The organism is Roseateles sp. P4_D2, assembly GCF_056401875.1.
The window spans coordinates 287662-304676 of record NZ_JBFUIM010000007.1 but is presented as its reverse complement, the minus strand read 5'-3'; the positions used below and the strand labels follow the sequence as shown (position 1 = coordinate 304676).

Here is a 17015-nt window from a genome sequence, read left to right as displayed (position 1 = left end):
CCCGTAGAATGCTGGGCTGTTTTCAGCAAATCCCTCCTGGAGGATTCATGAGCGATATCGAAGCACGAGTCAAGAAAATCATCGCCGAGCAACTTGGCGTGGCGGAAGCCGACGTTACGAACGAGAAGGCTTTCGTTGCCGACCTGGGCGCCGATTCTCTGGACACCGTGGAACTGGTGATGGCCCTCGAAGACGAGTTCGGCATCGAGATCCCGGACGAAGAAGCCGAGAAGATCACCACCGTGCAGCTGGCGATCGACTACGCCGTCAAGCACCAGAAGGCCTGAAGGCTTTCTTTCTCTCGCAACTCTGATCCGCACTGCATGAGCCGTCGCCGCGTCGTCGTCACCGGTCTTGGCCTGATCAGTCCCGTCGGCAATACCGTTGCCGAAGGCTGGGCCAATATCCTCGCCGGTCGTTCCGGCATCGCCACCGTCACCCGTTTTGACGCCAGCAATCTGGCGTGCCACTTCGCGGGTGAGGTCAAGGGCTTCAAGATCGAGGACTACATCCCCGCGAAAGAAGCTCGGCACATGGATATCTTTATCCATTACGGGCTGGCGGCGTCCATGCAGGCGGTGCGCGACGCCGGTCTTCCGACCGGCGATCAATTGACCGAAGAGCAGGCCGAGCGCATCGGCGTGCTCGTCGGGTCCGGCATTGGCGGCCTGCCGCTGATCGAGGACACCAAGACCGAGCTGATGAACCGCGGCCCTCGCCGTATCTCGCCGTTCTTCATCCCGGCTTCGATCATCAACATGATCTCGGGCCATGTCTCCATCCAGTTCGGTTTCCAGGGACCGAATTTGGCGATCGTGACGGCCTGCACCACGGGCCTGCATGCGATCGGCGAAGCTGGCCGCCTCATCGAGTACGGCGATGCCGACGTGATGGTCGCGGGCGGTGCCGAAGGCGCGGTGTCACCGCTGGGCATCGGCGGTTTTGCCGCTGCCCGCGCGCTTTCCACCCGCAACGACGACCCCGCGACCGCTTCCCGCCCGTGGGACAAGGACCGCGACGGCTTCGTGCTGGGCGAGGGCGCCGGCGTGCTGGTGCTCGAGGAGTACGAACACGCCAAGAAGCGCGGCGCCAAGATCTACTGCGAGCTGTCCGGTTTCGGCATGGGTGCGGACGCGTACCACATGACCGCTCCCAACGTTGATGGCCCCAAGCGCTCCATGCGCGCGGCGCTGCGCAATGCGGGCATGAACCCCGACCAGGTCCAGTACATGAACGCTCACGGCACCTCCACGCCGCTCGGCGACGTGAACGAGACCAACGCGATCAAGCTGGCTTTTGGCGACCACGCCAAGCAGATGGTCATCAGCTCGACCAAGTCCATGACCGGCCACCTGCTGGGCGGCGCGGGCGGCATCGAGTCGGTGTTCACCGCGCTGGCCATCCGCGACCAGGTCGCGCCGCCGACGATCAACATCTTCAACCAGGACCCCGAGTGCGACCTGGACTACTGCGCCAACGAGGCGCGGCCCATGAGGATCGACGTCGCAGCGAAGAACAACTTCGGTTTCGGCGGCACCAACGGCACGTTGATCTTCAAGCGCGTCTGATCGCGCTCGCCGGCGATGCGCCGCACGCCGCCGGTCGTCGTGCATCTGCAGCCCCAACCGGCGGTGCAGGCCTTCGTGTCGTGCATCGCGGCCTTGGCCTCGGGTGGCCTGGCTGCCTGGGCACTCAGTTACCGGGCTCTGGCCTGGCCCATTCTGCTGGCCGTGCCTCTGGTCGCCTGGTGGGCCTGGCGCATGGCCGCCGTGCTGCCGCGACGGCTGCGCTGGGACGGCGAAGCCTGGTGGCTGGACGAGCCCGGTCGCGATGACGGGCCCCGAGTGCAACTGGCCGTGCTGATCGATCTGGATGCCTGGCTGTTGCTGCGCGCCAGCCCCGGCCCACGCTGGCTGCCTTTGTCGCGTACCCAGCAGCCCACGCAATGGACGGCACTGCGCGCGACGCTGTTCTCCGCACCGCGAGCGCCGCAATGAGTGACGCCGATGCCGATGCCCTGCTGGTGCGGGAAGCCCAGGGCGGCAGCCGCGCGGCCTTCGACATGCTCGTGTTGAAGTACCAGCGTCGCGTCGAGCGGCTGCTTTCGCGCAGCGTGCGCTCGCCCGAAGACGTGGCCGACCTCTGCCAGGAGACTTTCCTGGCCGTGTATCGCGCGTTGCCGGCCTTTCGCGGTGAGAGCGCGTTCTACACCTGGGTCTACCGCATCGCGATCAACGCGGCCAAACGCCACAACGCCCATCGCGCCCGCCAGCGGCCCGTCGAATCCCTGGACGACGGCGAGGGAACTTTCGGCACCGACGCGACTCCAAGCGACGATGCGACCCCCGAGGCCCTGCTCGCCGGTCGCCAGCTGGCACGGGAACTGGACGACGCGGTCGCAGCCCTGGCCGAGGATCAGCGCCGGGCGCTGTTGCTGCGAGAGGTGGATGGCTTGAGCTACGACGAGATCGGCGACCTGATGAACTGCCCGCCGGGCACCGTGCGCTCGCGCATCTTCCGCGCCCGCGAGGCCGTCGCGGCGCGGCTGCGGCCGCTGCTGGGCGGCGGCGGAGGGCGGCGATGGTGAGCGCTGCCGACAACTCACTGAACGAAGCGCTGTCCGCCGTCATGGACGGCCGCGCCACGCCGGTCGATTGGGCGCGCGTGAACGCGGCCTGGGCGAGCGACCCGGGCCTGCGCGAGCGCTGGGCGCTCTGGCATGCGGCCGGTGATGGCCTTCGCGCCACCGAACTGCCGGAACTGCACCGGCAACCTCAAGCGCTGCTCGCAGCCCTGCATGCGCAATTACCGGCCGAGGTGGTCGACCACCCGCGCCGACGCGACTGGTTAGCGCCCGTCGCGGTGGCCGCCAGCTTCGTGGCCCTGGCCCTGGGCGTTGGCCTGCTGCGGCCTGCGCCTGCGCCGGACGCCCAGGTCGCCGCTGCACCGAACACAACACCGCGCGCGCAGGGACTTGGCGGCCTTAGCTTTGCGCAGACCGCTGCAGGCCGTACCCTGCCTGCCGTTGGCGCGGCGCGGGAGGCCGGATTGCCAGGAGAGGCGCCGGCAGAGATCATTGATTGGGGCTTGGCCCTGCCGGAATCCGCCGCCTCGCAGTCCCGTCCTTGAAGTGACGCTTCGATGCCCCATCTGCCTTGTCCTGCTGAATCCCTGGAACTCCCTTATGCACGCTGAGACCCGCCTTCACCCCGCGCGCGCGCGCTTTCTGTTTTCCGGCACGGCGCTGGCGCTGGCGCTGACGCTGGGGCAGGCACCCGCCGTGGCGCAGTCGCGCGAGCTGCCGGACTTCGCCGAGATCGTGGAGCGCGTCGGTCCAGCGGTCGTCAACATCCGTACCTCCGAAAAGGTCAAGATGGCCGAAGGCCAGGCGGAGATGAACGAGCAGATGCAGGAGTTCTTCCGCCGCTTCGGCATCCCGGTGCCCAACCAGCGCCGCGGCGCGCCGCGCGGTGGCGGCACGCCCGACGACGACGGCCCCATGCGCCGTGGTGTCGGCTCCGGCTTCGTCCTCAGCGCCGATGGCTACGTGCTGACCAATGCCCATGTCGTGCAGGGCGCTGACGAAGTCATCGTCACGCTGACGGACAAGCGCGAACTCAAGGCCAAGCTCATCGGTGCCGACCAGCGCTCCGACGTGGCGGTCGTGAAGGTGGAGGCGACCGGCCTGCCGGTAGTGAAGGTCGGCGACAGCAACAAGTCACGCGTCGGCGAATGGGTCATGGCCATCGGCTCGCCTTTCGGCCTGGAGAACACTGTGACGGCCGGCATCATCAGCGCCAAGCAGCGCGACACCGGCGATCTGCTGCCGCTGATCCAGACCGACGTGGCCATCAACCCCGGCAACTCCGGCGGACCGCTCGTCAACATGCGCGGCGAGGTCATTGGCATCAATTCGCAGATCTACAGCCAGAACGGCGGCTACATGGGCATCTCGTTTGCGATCCCCATCGCCGACGCGATCCGCGTGGCCGATGAGCTGCGCGCTGGCGGGCGTGTCGTGCGCGGCTACCTGGGCGTGCTGCCGGACGACATCACCAAGGAAATCGCCGAGGCCATCGGTCTGGGCAAGCCGCAGGGCGCCGTGATCCGCTCCGTCATCGCCGGCAGCCCGGCCGAGAAGGCGGGAGTGGAAGGCGGCGACGTCGTCACCAAGGTCGACGGCAAGACCGTCGACAAGGCGGCCGACTTGCGCCGCCTCGTGGCCAATGTGAAGCCCGGCGCCAAGACGACGCTGACCGTCTTCCGCCGCGGTGCGACCAAGGATGTCGTCGTCACCATTGGCGAAGACGAGCGCAGCAAGAAGCCGGGTAGCGGCAGCGAAGGCGGCAACGAGCCGGCGCCGGCGGCGACGGCACCCAGCGCGGCCCTTGGCCTGAAGGTGTCGGAACTGACCGATGCGCAGCGCAAGGAAATGAAGCTCAAGTCCGGTGTCAAGGTCGACAGTGCCACGGGTGCAGCCGCTCGCGCCGGGCTGCGCGAGGGGGACCTCATCCTGTCGGTGGACAACGTCGAGGTGTCCTCGGTGAAGGTCTTCCAAGCCCAGATCGCCAAGGCGGACAAGAACAAGGCGATGAATCTGGTCGTGCGCCGGGAGGACGTCACCAGTTTCGTGCTGCTCAAACCGGCCAAGTGAGGCGGCAAAACCTGGGCTGTCTGCTCGGGCTTTCCGCGATGCGGTATGTCCGCTGAGCGCCCCGACCCGGGTTGTCCACTGAATATGGAAGTTGGCGCTGGCTAACTCTTAGATAAAGGCGGGGATTGTTCGCGCCCGCCGCTAAAATGGCGGCTCGATGCGCCCTGGAAAGGGTGTCTGGCGGTGGAATCGACGCCCACCGGCAACACCTCGATTTGATCCACAGGCGATCCACAGGAACTTGTGGATAACCTGTGGTTAAAATTCCTTGTTGGCAGCCTGCAACGACCGGAAAACCAATACTGGTGCGGCTTCCCGGCAGGGCCTTTTGGCTACAATGAAGGCCCAACAAGCAGTTGCCATACCTTTTGTTGGAAGGCACGTCGCCTCTTCGACGTGCCTTTTTTTTACCTGCGACACGGCGCTCCCGCGCCTTCACATCGCTGCGCGATATGAGTCTTCGGTGCAACGGCTTTGCCGTTGTGTCTCCAGCACTCCAGAGCCGCAGCCGACTCCATGAATCACATCCGCAACTTCTCCATCATTGCCCACATCGACCACGGCAAGAGCACGTTGGCCGACCGCATCATTCAGCGCTGCGGCGGCTTGAGCGATCGCGAGATGGAAGCGCAGGTGCTGGACTCGATGGATCTCGAGCGTGAGCGCGGCATCACGATCAAGGCGCAAACCGCGGCACTCCAGTACAAGGCCAAGGACGGCCAGATCTACAACCTCAATCTGATCGACACGCCGGGGCATGTGGACTTCTCTTATGAAGTCAGCCGTTCGCTGTCGGCCTGCGAAGGCGCGCTGCTCGTCGTCGATGCCTCGCAAGGTGTCGAGGCGCAGACGGTGGCCAACTGCTACACGGCGCTGGACCTGGGCGTCCAGGTCGTGCCGGTGCTGAACAAGATGGACCTGGCATCCGCCGACCCAGAGAACGCCAAGGCGGAGATCGAGGACGTCATCGGCATTGACGCCGATGACGCGATTCCTTGCTCGGCCAAGACCGGCATGGGCATCGACGAGATCATCGAGGCCGTCATTGCCCGCATGCCGGCGCCGCGCGGCAACCCGGACGGCCCGCCGCGCGCGATGATCATCGACGCCTGGTTCGACAACTACGTCGGCGTCGTCATGCTGGTGCGCGTGGTGGATGGTGAGCTCAAGAAGGGCGAGCGCATCCGCATGATGAACACCAACACGGTGTACCCGATCGAGCACATGGGGGTGTTCACGCCCAAGAGCGAGAACCGCGATGGCTTGAAGGCCGGCGAGGTGGGCTTCATCATCTGCGGCATCAAGGAGCTGGCGGCGGCCAAGGTCGGCGACACCGTCACGCTGGAAAAGAAGCTGCCCAACAATGCCGGCCCGGCCACCGAGGCTTTGCCCGGCTTCAAGGAAATCCAGCCTCAGGTCTTCGCGGGCCTGTATCCGACCGAGGCCAGTGAGTACGACCAGCTGCGCGATGCGCTGGAAAAACTCAGCCTCAACGACTCGTCGCTGCGCTACGAGCCCGAGGTCAGCCAGGCGCTGGGCTTTGGCTTTCGCTGCGGCTTCCTGGGCCTGCTGCACATGGAGATCGTGCAGGAGCGGCTGGAGCGCGAGTTCGACCAGGATCTCGTCACCACCGCGCCCAGCGTCATCTACGAAGTCGAGATGAACGACGGCGAGGTCATCCAGGTCGAGAACCCGTCCAAGATGCCCGAGATCGGCCGCATGAAGGAGATCCGTGAGCCCATCGTCACGGTGCACCTCTACATGCCGCAGGATTACGTCGGCGTCGTCATGACGCTGGCCAATCAGAAGCGCGGCGTGCAGCTCAACATGGCCTATCACGGCAAGCAGGTCATGCTGACCTACGAGATCCCGCTGGCCGAGATCGTGCTGGACTTCTTCGACAAGCTCAAGAGCGCCTCGCGCGGCTACGCCTCCATGGACTACGAGTTCAAGGAATACCGCGCGGCCGACGTCGTCAAGGTCGACATCATGATCAACGGCGAGAAGGTCGACCCGCTGTCCATGATCGTGCATCGCAGCCAGAGCCAGTACCGCGGCCGCGGCGTGGCCGCCAAGATGCGCGAGCAGATCCCGCGCCAGATGTACGACGTGGCCATCCAGGCCGCCATCGGCGCCAACATCATCGCCCGCGAGAACATCAAGGCGCTGCGCAAGAACGTGCTGGCAAAATGCTACGGTGGTGACATCACCCGCAAGCGCAAGCTGCTGGAAAAGCAAAAGGCCGGCAAGAAGCGCATGAAGCAGATCGGCTCCGTGGAAGTGCCGCAAGAAGCCTTCCTCGCCATCCTGCAAGTCGACGATTAACTCCCCATGCCCCTTCAATCGATGAGCGTTCTCACCGGCGTTTTGTATGCGGCCCTGGTGGCCTACTTGGGCGGCTGGTACGCCGGCCGATGGAACGGCAACTTCGCGCTGCTGCTCTTTGTCCTGACGGCGGTGACGCTGTTCTACTGGCTGGCCGAGCGCTTTCATTTCGCGCCGGCACGCCGCGCTGCAGCCGACGCGCTGGTGTCCAACGACGCCAAGCGCCGCGAGAACCTGGCTGCTCAGGGCATCGCCCGGGTGGATGGCGACGTGGAGCCCGCCCGCCAGCAAATCCTGCAGCAGCCCTGGTGGCTGGACTGGACCGCCGGCCTGTTCCCGGTCATCCTCGTCGTCTTCCTGCTGCGCAGCTTCCTGTTCGAGCCGTTCAAGATCCCATCGGGCTCGATGGTGCCGACGCTGCTGGTCGGTGACCTCATCCTGGTCAACAAGTTCCACTACGGCATCCGCCTGCCGGTGATCAACAAGAAGATCATCCCGAACAACGACGTCAAGCGTGGCGATGTGATGGTCTTCCGCTACCCCGAAGACCCGAGCACCGACTTCATCAAGCGTGTGGCCGGCATCCCGGGCGACGAGATCAGCTACGTCAACCAGAAGCTCTATATCAACGGCCAGGCCGCGCCGGTGCAGCCCCAGGGCAATTTCTATGACGACAGTGGCTCGCCGCGCGTCTACCGACCCCGCTTCCTGGAGAAGCTCGGCGACAAGGAGCACGAGATCCTCGTGCAGCCGCAGGCCCAGACCTTCTTCCGTGCCGACCGTGCCGACGGCCCCTTCCCTTTCCAGGAGAATTGCCGCTACACCATCGAGGGCGTAACCTGCAAGGTGCCTGCCGGACACTACTTCATGTTGGGCGACAACCGCGACAACTCGCGTGATTCGCGCTTCTGGGGATTCGTGCCGGATGAAAACATCGTCGGCAAGGCCTTCTTGGTGTGGATGAATTTCGGTAACCTCAAGCGCATCGGTACCTTCTTCAATTGACACGCAGATGAGCAGCAGCCGCCTTTCGTCGCCGACCTCCTCTCGCCGCCAGCGTGGCGTCACGCTGTTCGGCCTGCTGTTCTGGGGCATCGTTCTCGCCGCCACGGCCGTCGTCGGCATGAAGGTCTTCCCGACGGTGCTGGAGTACTACACCGTGCAGCGCGTGGTCGATCGTATCTCGGCCGGCAACCCCTCCACCGTGCCTCAGGTGCGCCAGGAGTTCGACAAAGCCATCGCCGTCGAATACTCGATCCAGAGCCTCAAGAGCAGCGACCTCGTCGTGACCAAGGACGGCAATGACCGTGTCGTCATCGAGTTCGCCTGGGACAAGGAGATTGACCTCTTCGGGCCGGTCTACCTGCTGATCAAGTACCACGGCAAGTCGCGTTGACCTTGCTTCCGCTTCGATGAGCGCCGTGCTTGAGGCCCTGCAACAGCGCCTGGGCCATCGTTTCCAGCGACCCGAACTACTGGCACGCGCCCTGACCCATCGCAGCTACGGCGCCGATCACAACGAGCGCCTGGAGTTTCTCGGCGACGCCGTGCTCAGCCTGGCCGTATCCAGCCTGCTGTACGAGCGCTATGCCGGCTCCGACGAAGGCGACCTGACCCGCGTGCGCGCCCATCTCGTGCGCGAGGAAAGCCTGCACAAGTTGGCGCTGGCCATGGGCTTGCCGGCGGTGCTGAAGATGTCCGACGGCGAAGCCCGCGGCGGCGGCGCGCAGCGCCCGTCCATCCTGGCCGATGCTGTCGAGGCCGTGCTGGGCGCGGCCTACATCGACGCTGGCTACGACGCTGCTTTGGCCATCGTGCGCCGCCTGCTCGGCGAGACCATCACGACCGCCACCAGTGCCGGTGACTTCGCCAAGGACGCCAAGACCGCGTTGCAGGAATGGCTGCAGGCCCGCCGCATCGCCGTACCCAGCTACCGTATCGTCGCGACGCGCGGCCAGGCCCATGCCCAGACCTTTGAGGTCGAATGTGCGGTGCCGGCCCTGGACGTGGCCGAACTCGGCGAAGGCCGCTCCCGCCGCACCGCCGAGCAGGAGGCTGCCAGCCGCCTGCTGGATAGACTCACCGCCGAACGAGGCAAATCATGACCACCGACGCTGTACCCCCTGCCGCCGCCACCGCTGACGGTCCTCCCCAGCGTTGTGGCCTCATCGCCATCGTCGGTCGCCCCAATGTCGGCAAATCCACGTTGCTGAACGCCCTGGTCGGGCAGAAGGTCAGCATCACGTCCGACAAGGCCCAGACGACGCGCCACCGCATCACCGGCGTGCGCACTGTCGAGGAGGCGCAGTTCGTCTTCGTTGACACGCCCGGCTTTCAGACCAAGCACAACGCCGCGCTCAACCGCACGCTCAACCGCACCGTACACGGCGTGCTGGCCGACGTCGACCTCGTGCTCTTCGTCGTCGAGGCCGGCCGCTTTGGCCTGGACGACGCCAAGGTGCTGGGCCTGCTGCCTGAAGACAAGCCGGTCGTGCTGATCGCCAACAAACTGGATGCCGTGCACCGCCGCGCGGAGCTGGCCCCCTGGCTCAAGGGCATGCAGGAGCGCCGCAACTTCAGCGAGTTCGTGCCGCTGTCGGCCAAGAAGGAATCCGACGTCACCCGCCTCTTCAAGATCCTCAAGCCTTATCTGCCCGAGCAGGGCTGGTTCTACGAAGAGGATGCGTTGACCGACCGCAGCGAGAAGTTCCTCGCCAGCGAAATCATCCGCGAGAAGCTGTTTCGCCTGACCGGCGACGAACTGCCCTACACCTCCACCGTCATCATCGACAAGTGGGAAGAGGAGGGCGAGCTGCGGCGTATCAGCGCCAGCATCGTCGTCGAGCGCGACGCTCACAAAGGCATGATCATCGGCCAGGGCGGCGAGCGCCTGAAGCGCATCGGCTCCGAATCGCGCCAGGAACTGGAGCATCTGATGGATGGCCGGGTCTTCCTGGAGCTGTGGGTCAAGGTGCGCTCGGGCTGGGCGGATACCGAAGAGCATTTGCGCAGCTACGGCTACGAGTGATCGTCAAAGACAACACAGCCACAGAGGCACGGAGACACAGAGGAAAACCTTGAATTTCCCTGTGCCTCTGTGCCTCTGTGGCTTTGTTCATCGGCCGAGCCGATGCGGCTGACGCGCCCGCCTGCGGTCCAGCAGGCCTACGTGCTGCACCAGCACGACTGGAGCGAGTCCAGCCTCATCCTCGACCTGTTCACGCGCGAGTCCGGCCGGCTCGCCGTCGCGGCCAAGGGCGCCAAACGGCCCTACTCGCAGCTGCGCGCCGTACTGCTGCCGTTGCAGCGCATCTCTGTCAGTCTCTCCAAGCCCGCCAAGGCGGAGGGCGGTGAGGTGCAGACCCTGCGCAGCGCGGAGTGGGGCGGCGGTGCGACCCTGCCGGCGGGTGCGGCGCTGTTCTCGGGCTACTACCTGAATGAGCTGCTGATGAAGCTGCTGGCCCGCCACGACCCGCATCCCCGGCTCTTCGATGCTTACGCCGACACGCTGGCCCATCTGGCCGAGGGCGACGCGGCGCTGCGTGCCTTCGAGATCAGGCTGCTGGCCGAGCTGGGCCTGCTGCCCGACCTCAGCGTCGTCACGACCACGCAGACTGCCATCGATCCCGCGCGCCGCTACCAGCTCTCGCCCGAGTCCGGCCTCATCCCGCCCACCAGCGACGCCAGCTTGCCCGGCACGCTGCTCATCCAGCTCCAGGCCGCGCTGCTGCACGGCAGCCCCGCCGCGCTGCGTCAGGCCTGCGCGGCGGAGCTGCAAGGCCTGAAGACCACGTTGCGCGGCTTGCTCCACTACCACCTTGGCCACCAGCAGCTGCGTACCCGCTCGCTGATGGTCGACGTGCAGCAATTGCTGGACGGGGCTAGGGTCAGCCGCAGCTAGGGTTGCGCCGCGGCTAGGGCCAGACGCAGCTTTCGGCGCGGCCAGGTACTGCCAAGAATGCGCGGCATGAGCTGGTGCTGCATGACTGCCCGGCGCCTTGCAATCCGACCGAGAGCCCACCATGCCGCCCAACACCGTCGACAGCGCCGTCAAGGACATCCGCCACCACATGGAGACGGGCTGGTTCAACCCCGTCACCAACGGCGACATCAAGAGCGTCAAGTCCATCCTGTCCAACCTCGACGCGGCGGACAGCCGGGCGGTCATGGCGAAGCTCGGCGCGGACGAGTTGCGCCAGATCGCCGACGAGATGAACGACGACTCGTGGTTCGGCAATGGCGGGCTGAGCCAGGGCGAGCGGCGCGACTTCTTCAACGAGATGGCCCGCGACCTCAGCGGCGCTGATCTGGCCAAGCTGTCACAGGCATTCGACCGCACCACCGGCCGCCAGACCTCGCGCGACCGCCTGCTGTCCGACGACAACATCACCGACCTGGCCGCCGCCGTCGGTCAGCATGGCAGCAGCCAGACCAAGCTCGACTTCGTCAAACAGCTGGCCGGCGCCTCGACAGACCAAACTGCCATCGACACGATGAACGAGTCGCGCCTGCACGATCCGCAGGCTCGCGCGATCGCCGAGGTGATCGGCAGCATGGATTCCGCCACCGCCCAGCAGGCCCTGCAGGGCCTGCTGCCCGAGCAGCGCCAGGCGGTACTGAAGGCGGCCACCAACGAGACCCTCCTCGTCGCGGGTGGCATGGGTGGCGGCGTCGGCGCGGTGCGCACCGACACCAAGTCGCTGGAGCAGTTGCTCAAGGTCGCCAGCGGCATCGGTGATGCCGACACCAAGGCCCGCGTCTTCGCCGACGCCGCTTCGGTGATGACCGATCTGGCGGGCCGCGGCCGGCCCGACGCCGCCGAGAACGTGCGGCGCAGCATGGGCCAGCTGATCCTGAGCGACACCAATGGCGTCATGCGCGAACTGGCCGCCAACCGCGAAACGGCCAACGGCTCGGCGCTGGCGGCCTATGCCAAGGCTTCGCTGAACGCCAAGGACTTCAACACCCTGGGCGAGATCCAGGCGCAGATCTCGCTGGGCAACGGCAAGAACGAGAACCCGGCCGCGCGCTTCGAGGCCCAGACTGCTGCTCCCGGTGGCGGCCAGCGCTTCGTCAACGCGGAGACGGCCGGCTACTACGCCGGCGCCGTGAGCGCAGCGGTCAAGGACATCACCAAGGACGCGAAGGAGCAGGGCGACCTGATCAATGCGACGCTGAAGAGCGTGCTGACGGTTGTCGACAAGACCGCGGGCCGTGCCAATCCGGCCGTGGGCATTGCCGCCTCGGTGCTGAAGGAATGGACCCAGTTCGGCGTCAAGGCCGCCATGGACGCCAAGATCAGCGACCAGGTCAGTGCCGACGACAAGCTATTCTGGGCGCTGGTGCCCAGCGTCGCCACGCGCACCCTGCCCAACGGCCGTCCCGATCTGGAGCAGGCCGCCAGCAGCGGCGCCGGTGCGGCCTTCAACGGCACCTGGATCGTCACCCGCGAACATGCCAAGCCATGAGTCCCAACTTCCCACCGACCCGGCCCGCCGCGCCTGCCTGCTCGCCGGCCTGGGCTTGCTGATGATGAGCACCGCCGCCACCGCAACGCCGGTCGTGGCGCTGCCCACTCCGCCGGCCGGCGCCGTGGCGGTGGACTGGGATCATTTCGGTGAGCCTTCGCTGTCCGCCGCTCGCCGTGCCAACGTGGTTGTCAGCAAGGCGATGCAGGCGCGGGTCGTGGACACCCAGCTCTACCGGCTGCCCGGCGATACCGCCTGGGAGGTCGTGCTGGGCCATTACCAGCAGGCTGCCACGCCGGCCTGGAAGCTCGCCGCCAGTGCCGGCCGCGTGGAGACCGGCAACCCGGCCTGGCAGCAGCGCTTCACGGCCGCCGGGGACGCGAAGCGCAGTTTCTCGGTCGTCTGGCTGCCGGCCGGTGGTGACGTGCGCGACGGACTGCTGATGGTGCTCAGCACCTCCCCCTGACGCGCCAGGGGTTGTGACGCTCCACTACGATGGGGGCATGAACCCGCTTGCCCACGCCGGCGCCCGCTGCGCGCTGTCCGTTAACGTCAACAAGGTCGCGCTGTTGCGCAACACACGCCACCTCGGGATCCCCAGCGTGCTGCGTGCGGCTGAGCAGTGCCTGCTGGCAGGTGCCCAGGGCATCACCGTGCATCCACGGCCCGATGCTCGCCATATCCGCGCCAGTGACGTCGAGGACCTCGCCGCCTTCCTGAAGGATTGGCCTCAAGCCGAGTTCAACATCGAGGGCAACCCGACGCAGAACCTGATGGACTTCGTGCGCAAGCACCGGCCCCATCAGGTCACCTTCGTGCCGGACTCGGAAGAGCAGTTCACGTCCGACCATGGCTGGACGCTGCCGCAGGACGCCGGGCGACTGAAGCCGTTGATCCGTGAAGCGCAAAGCCTGGGTGTGCGCGTCAGCCTCTTCATGGACCCGCATCCGGCCGCGATGGCGGCCGTGGCCGAGCTGGGCGCGGATCGCATCGAGCTCTATACCGAGACCTTTGCCAGCGCCTTCGGTACCGAACGCCAGGACGCCGTGCTGGCCGGTTTCACGGCCACGGCCGAGGCGGCGCTCAGGGTCGGCCTGGGCATCAATGCCGGCCACGACCTGAATCGCGACAACCTCAGCCTGTTCCTGCGCCATGTCCCGGGTGTACAGGAAGTGTCCATCGGCCATGCCCTGATCGCCGATGCATTGGAGCTGGGCTACGCCGATACGGTGCGTAGCTATCAACAGGTCATTGCCACGGCGTACCAGTGATTTACGGCATCGGCACCGACGTCTGCGACATCCGCCGCATCCGAGCCACGCTCGCGCGGCGCGGTGAGCGCTTTGCCGAGAAGGTGCTGGGCCCGCACGAGCTGACCGTTTTCAGGGAGCGCCGTGCCAAGGTCGACGCGCGCGGCGAGGCCTATCTGGCAACGCGCTTCGCCGCCAAGGAGGCCTTCTCCAAGGCCATCGGCATGGGAATGCGCATGCCCATGACCTGGCGGGCCATGGAGGTTGTCAAGGCGCGCAGTGGCAAGCCCGAGATCGCACTGCATGGGGCGCTGGCCGATTGGTTCGCCGCCCGAGGCTTGAGCGCCCATGTGACGGTCAGCGACGAGCAGGACTATGCCGTCGCCTTTGTCGTCGTGGAGAAGTCGGCGCCTTAGAGTCGAGTCCTGGCGCCCCCGCTCAGGGCGCCGTCTTGACCGCTGGCTTGGCGGCAGCGGGCTTGGCGAGGGACTCGCCCTTGGACTGCACGACCATGTCCATGTCCATGAACATCCGGCCGTTGTCGGGCCCGTTCATCGTCATCTTCATGTCCATGGCGAGCTGGCTGGCCAGTGGCAGGCGGTCGGCCAGGCGCAGCGAGCTCGTGCCTTTGCCACCACCCGTGATCAGCATGTGCAGCATCGGCGGTGCAGCGTCCGCGGCCGCGCCGCTGGCCGCGGATGCAGCAGCCGCGAGCTTGGGCAGCGGGGTGTCGATGTTCATGTTGAGATCCATGCTCAGGTCGAAATGCGCCACACCTTTGTCCACGCGGGCCAGCGTGTAGCGCACCAGGCCTTGCATGCCGCCGGCGCCGCCTGGCAGCGGCATGGGCAGGGCCATGTTCAGCGGCACCTCGACGCTGTCGCCGACCTTCAACGGGCGCTGGCTCAGGGCCTTGAGCAGTTGCAGGGACTCGCTGATCGCGGCCTTGCCCTGATTGCTCATGGCCTCGCTCAGCTCGGGTGAGCCGCCCTCGACCTTTTGCACCTCGAAGCCGAAGTCCTTGGGGTTGAAGCGCGCTGCAATGCGCATGTCGGTCTTGCCTAGACTGGGCAGCGGTGTGGGCTTGCCACCGATTTCCACGCTGCCGCCCTTGGCGCCGACCGCCAAGCTCAGCGGCAGCCAGCCCGCGGTGTCCGGGGCATCTACCTTCATGGTCTGCTCCATGCGCATGCTCATCTTCATCGGCCCCATCAGGCTGATGCCCTCAGCGGCTTTGGTGATCTTGGCGCGCTGCTCTTCCGTGGCTTCGGGGCTGGCCTCGACGCGCATCTTCATGACGGCCTGCAAGTCGATCTGCTGTCGTTGATGCTGGCCGGCACGTGGCGTGGTGTCGAAGCTGACGGCGGCGGGCGCGCTCGGTGCCGCCTGGGCGGCGAGGTTGAGGCCGAGCAGGGCGCCAAGCAAAGGCAGGCGCAGCGGGGAGGCGATGGTCACGAAAGCAACTCCATGAAAAGCGGTGCCGAATTGGCAACCGAGCGGTATCGTAGAAAGGGCGAAGGGACGACCGGCATCAGCTGGCCTGGGTAATTTCACCCAAGCGAACTTATGCGGTCCTGATCAGCGCGATGGCTGGAAGAGCAGCCGCTCCGCCAGGTCCCGGCGGGCCGGGGGCTGGCCCTGCAGGCGGTCCAGCATGGCGATGGCGGGGTCGCAGCTGGCAGCGACGCTGGGTTTGGCCGCCTCGGGCGCGTCGACCCACAGGCGCGACAGCATGCCCATGGCCGTCGGCCCCACGGTGCGCTCAAGGACCTCGATCTCAAGGGCGCTGACCGGCTTGGGCTGCCGGTGTGGCAGCGTGCCATTGGCCACGTCCTGCAGCCATTGGGCTTCGCGCACCTGTAAGGCCTGCGGGAGCTGCGGGCGCACGCCCATGCGCCCGTCGAGCAGGTCGCGGCAGGCCCCGGCACTGACGCCCGCGGGTGGTGTGCGCAGGGCCTTCAGCTGGTCGGACACCAGTTGCACATAGCGGTGGCGCAACACGGCGTCGGTGCCGCCGAGCAGATCCGGCATCTGGCGGGCCAGGGGCGACAGCACGGTGGCTTGCACCTCCTCCTCGCTGGCGCCGGCCTGGTGGGCGGCCAGCATGCGCTTGGCGATGTCGTCCACGGTGCCTGGGGTGCGCTTGTCCAGCGCCTCCCACACGGGGTGCATGTGCAGCGCGTCGTCGAAATCGGCCAGCGTGGCATTGGCGGCCGGCAGTGGCACCGCCAGTGTGGGTGGCGCTGGCGCGATCAAGGCGTAGGAGACCAGCTCGTCGCGCGGCACGAACCACATGCTGCGCGACGGCGTACGCAGCGTCTTGTCGATCATGGGCTGTGGCAGGCCCAGCTCGGTGTAGGTCTTGGCCAATTGCTGGTTGGCCAGTTCCTCGAAGACCGGGTTGTAGGTGCCGGTGGATGCGCGATGAAAGCCCAGCTCGCCCGTGGCCGTCATATGGCGGGGCTGCCCGGCCAGGAAGACCAGGGTGCAGGCGCTGGCGCAGGTGCCCACCGCGCGGCTGGCCTGTCCGCGTGCCTTCAGGGCAGCGGCCATGCGCTCGGCTTCGCGCACGCGGCCGCCCGGTGATGCCAGCTCCACGCGCTTGAGGTCCCGTGCTGCCTCGCTGTTCAGCAGTTGGCGCAGTCGCTCGCCGTCGCCCATGCCGATGACACCATCCAGCCGCAGGCTGCGGCCATCGGCGGAGAAGCTGAACTTGGCCTGCCCCAGCGGGTCGACGCCGCGGGCCATGGACCAGTACTCGCCCACGCTGGGCAGGAAGCCGAACACCACCGAGGCCAACAACTGCAGGGTGCTCAATGCCAGCGTGATGCGCGCCAGCCACCCCCAGAGTGCCGAGCCGCTTTCGCGCAGATAGTTGGCCGCGGCACGCCAGGCGCCGACGATGCACCACAGGTTCAGCGCCAGCAGCAGCGGCATGGTCACCAGCAGCGAGATGGCGCTGACCTGTAGCGAGTCGCCCTTGACGCTGATCCAGGTCATCAGGCCCGTCAGCAGGAAAGCCAGTGGCGTGGCGACGAGGAAGTTGTTGACCCAGTAGCTACGCACCAGGCTCATCTCGCCATGCCAGTGGCGGGCGAAGTAGCCGCGCTTGGATTCGCGGATCACGCGGGTGCGCGGCGACCGGGCGCCCGCCGGACGCGGGCGGTTCGAGGACTGCTGCCAGGCCGCAGCTTCGGGCGCCGGCTCAGGCGCGGCGCGTGGTGCATGGTGATCGACCAGCGTGGGATCGACGTAGGGGCGGCGATTTTGAGCGTCTGTCATGTGCCGCGCAGCTTACTGAGCCAGGCGCTGAAACCA

At 66.6% G+C, this 17015-nt stretch carries 18 protein-coding genes; 16 read left to right on the top strand and 2 right to left on the bottom strand.

What is annotated here, in order from left to right; all coding sequences use genetic code 11:
* Positions 1–47: 47 nt before the first annotated feature.
* From acpP to acpS, 16 genes are all read left to right on the top strand, one after another.
* On the top strand, positions 48–287 hold the full coding sequence (acpP, locus tag AC1DW0_RS15085; protein WP_056204266.1) for an acyl carrier protein: 240 nt from the start codon (positions 48–50) through the stop codon (positions 285–287).
* Positions 288–323: 36 nt separating this feature from the next.
* Positions 324–1568: a beta-ketoacyl-ACP synthase II gene (gene fabF, locus AC1DW0_RS15080; RefSeq protein WP_056204262.1), complete on the top strand. Its 1245-nt coding sequence runs from the start codon at positions 324–326 to the stop codon at positions 1566–1568.
* Positions 1569–1583: 15 nt separating this feature from the next.
* Entirely contained in the window at positions 1584–1997 is a 414-nt protein-coding gene (locus AC1DW0_RS15075) for a hypothetical protein (RefSeq protein WP_056204259.1), read from the top strand.
* Complete coding sequence (locus AC1DW0_RS15070) at positions 1994–2587, top strand: sigma-70 family RNA polymerase sigma factor (protein ID WP_457355649.1); 594 nt, start codon at positions 1994–1996, stop codon at positions 2585–2587. The genes AC1DW0_RS15075 and AC1DW0_RS15070 overlap by 4 nt, the downstream gene beginning before the upstream one ends.
* The gene (locus AC1DW0_RS15065) at positions 2581–3129 is read left to right on the top strand and encodes an RseA family anti-sigma factor (protein WP_056204253.1); all 549 of its coding nucleotides are present in this window, start codon (positions 2581–2583) and stop codon (positions 3127–3129) included. Before AC1DW0_RS15070 ends, AC1DW0_RS15065 begins: the two co-directional genes overlap by 7 nt.
* A gap of 55 nt (positions 3130–3184) precedes the next feature.
* A complete protein-coding gene (locus AC1DW0_RS15060; protein ID WP_457355647.1) occupies positions 3185–4654 on the top strand; it encodes a DegQ family serine endoprotease in 1470 nt (489 codons plus the stop codon).
* A 516-nt stretch (positions 4655–5170) separates the two neighbouring features.
* Positions 5171–6979, top strand: coding sequence for a translation elongation factor 4 (lepA, locus tag AC1DW0_RS15055; RefSeq protein ID WP_056204249.1), 1809 nt, complete (start codon positions 5171–5173; stop codon positions 6977–6979).
* 21 nt (positions 6980–7000) lie between these two features.
* The gene (lepB, locus tag AC1DW0_RS15050; protein WP_082533020.1) at positions 7001–7984 is read left to right on the top strand and encodes a signal peptidase I; all 984 of its coding nucleotides are present in this window, start codon (positions 7001–7003) and stop codon (positions 7982–7984) included.
* A 7-nt stretch (positions 7985–7991) separates the two neighbouring features.
* Positions 7992–8375, top strand: coding sequence for a DUF4845 domain-containing protein (locus AC1DW0_RS15045; RefSeq protein WP_457355644.1), 384 nt, complete (start codon positions 7992–7994; stop codon positions 8373–8375).
* A 16-nt stretch (positions 8376–8391) separates the two neighbouring features.
* The gene (gene rnc, locus AC1DW0_RS15040) at positions 8392–9084 is read left to right on the top strand and encodes a ribonuclease III (protein ID WP_056204240.1); all 693 of its coding nucleotides are present in this window, start codon (positions 8392–8394) and stop codon (positions 9082–9084) included.
* The gene (gene era / locus AC1DW0_RS15035) at positions 9081–10007 is read left to right on the top strand and encodes a GTPase Era (protein ID WP_457355642.1); all 927 of its coding nucleotides are present in this window, start codon (positions 9081–9083) and stop codon (positions 10005–10007) included. The genes rnc and era overlap by 4 nt, the downstream gene beginning before the upstream one ends.
* A gap of 102 nt (positions 10008–10109) precedes the next feature.
* Entirely contained in the window at positions 10110–10880 is a 771-nt protein-coding gene (gene recO / locus AC1DW0_RS15030) for a DNA repair protein RecO (RefSeq protein WP_477946676.1), read from the top strand.
* 121 nt (positions 10881–11001) lie between these two features.
* The gene (locus AC1DW0_RS15025; RefSeq protein ID WP_477946675.1) at positions 11002–12447 is read left to right on the top strand and encodes a hypothetical protein; all 1446 of its coding nucleotides are present in this window, start codon (positions 11002–11004) and stop codon (positions 12445–12447) included.
* Positions 12434–12913: a hypothetical protein gene (locus AC1DW0_RS15020; protein ID WP_477946673.1), complete on the top strand. Its 480-nt coding sequence runs from the start codon at positions 12434–12436 to the stop codon at positions 12911–12913. The genes AC1DW0_RS15025 and AC1DW0_RS15020 overlap by 14 nt, the downstream gene beginning before the upstream one ends.
* A 37-nt stretch (positions 12914–12950) precedes the next feature.
* On the top strand, positions 12951–13718 hold the full coding sequence (locus AC1DW0_RS15015) for a pyridoxine 5'-phosphate synthase (RefSeq protein ID WP_477946671.1): 768 nt from the start codon (positions 12951–12953) through the stop codon (positions 13716–13718).
* On the top strand, positions 13715–14113 hold the full coding sequence (acpS, locus tag AC1DW0_RS15010; protein ID WP_056204219.1) for a holo-ACP synthase: 399 nt from the start codon (positions 13715–13717) through the stop codon (positions 14111–14113). The genes AC1DW0_RS15015 and acpS overlap by 4 nt, the downstream gene beginning before the upstream one ends.
* Before the next feature lie 22 nt (positions 14114–14135).
* Here the strand turns inward: acpS and AC1DW0_RS15005 are convergent, their stop codons facing one another.
* Both AC1DW0_RS15005 and AC1DW0_RS15000 read right to left on the bottom strand, forming a co-directional pair.
* Entirely contained in the window at positions 14136–15152 is a 1017-nt protein-coding gene (locus tag AC1DW0_RS15005) for a hypothetical protein (RefSeq protein ID WP_477946669.1), read from the bottom strand.
* Positions 15153–15275: 123 nt separating this feature from the next.
* On the bottom strand, positions 15276–16979 hold the full coding sequence (locus AC1DW0_RS15000; protein WP_056204205.1) for a COG3904 family protein: 1704 nt from the start codon (positions 16977–16979) through the stop codon (positions 15276–15278).
* Between the last annotated feature and the right edge of the window lie 36 nt (positions 16980–17015).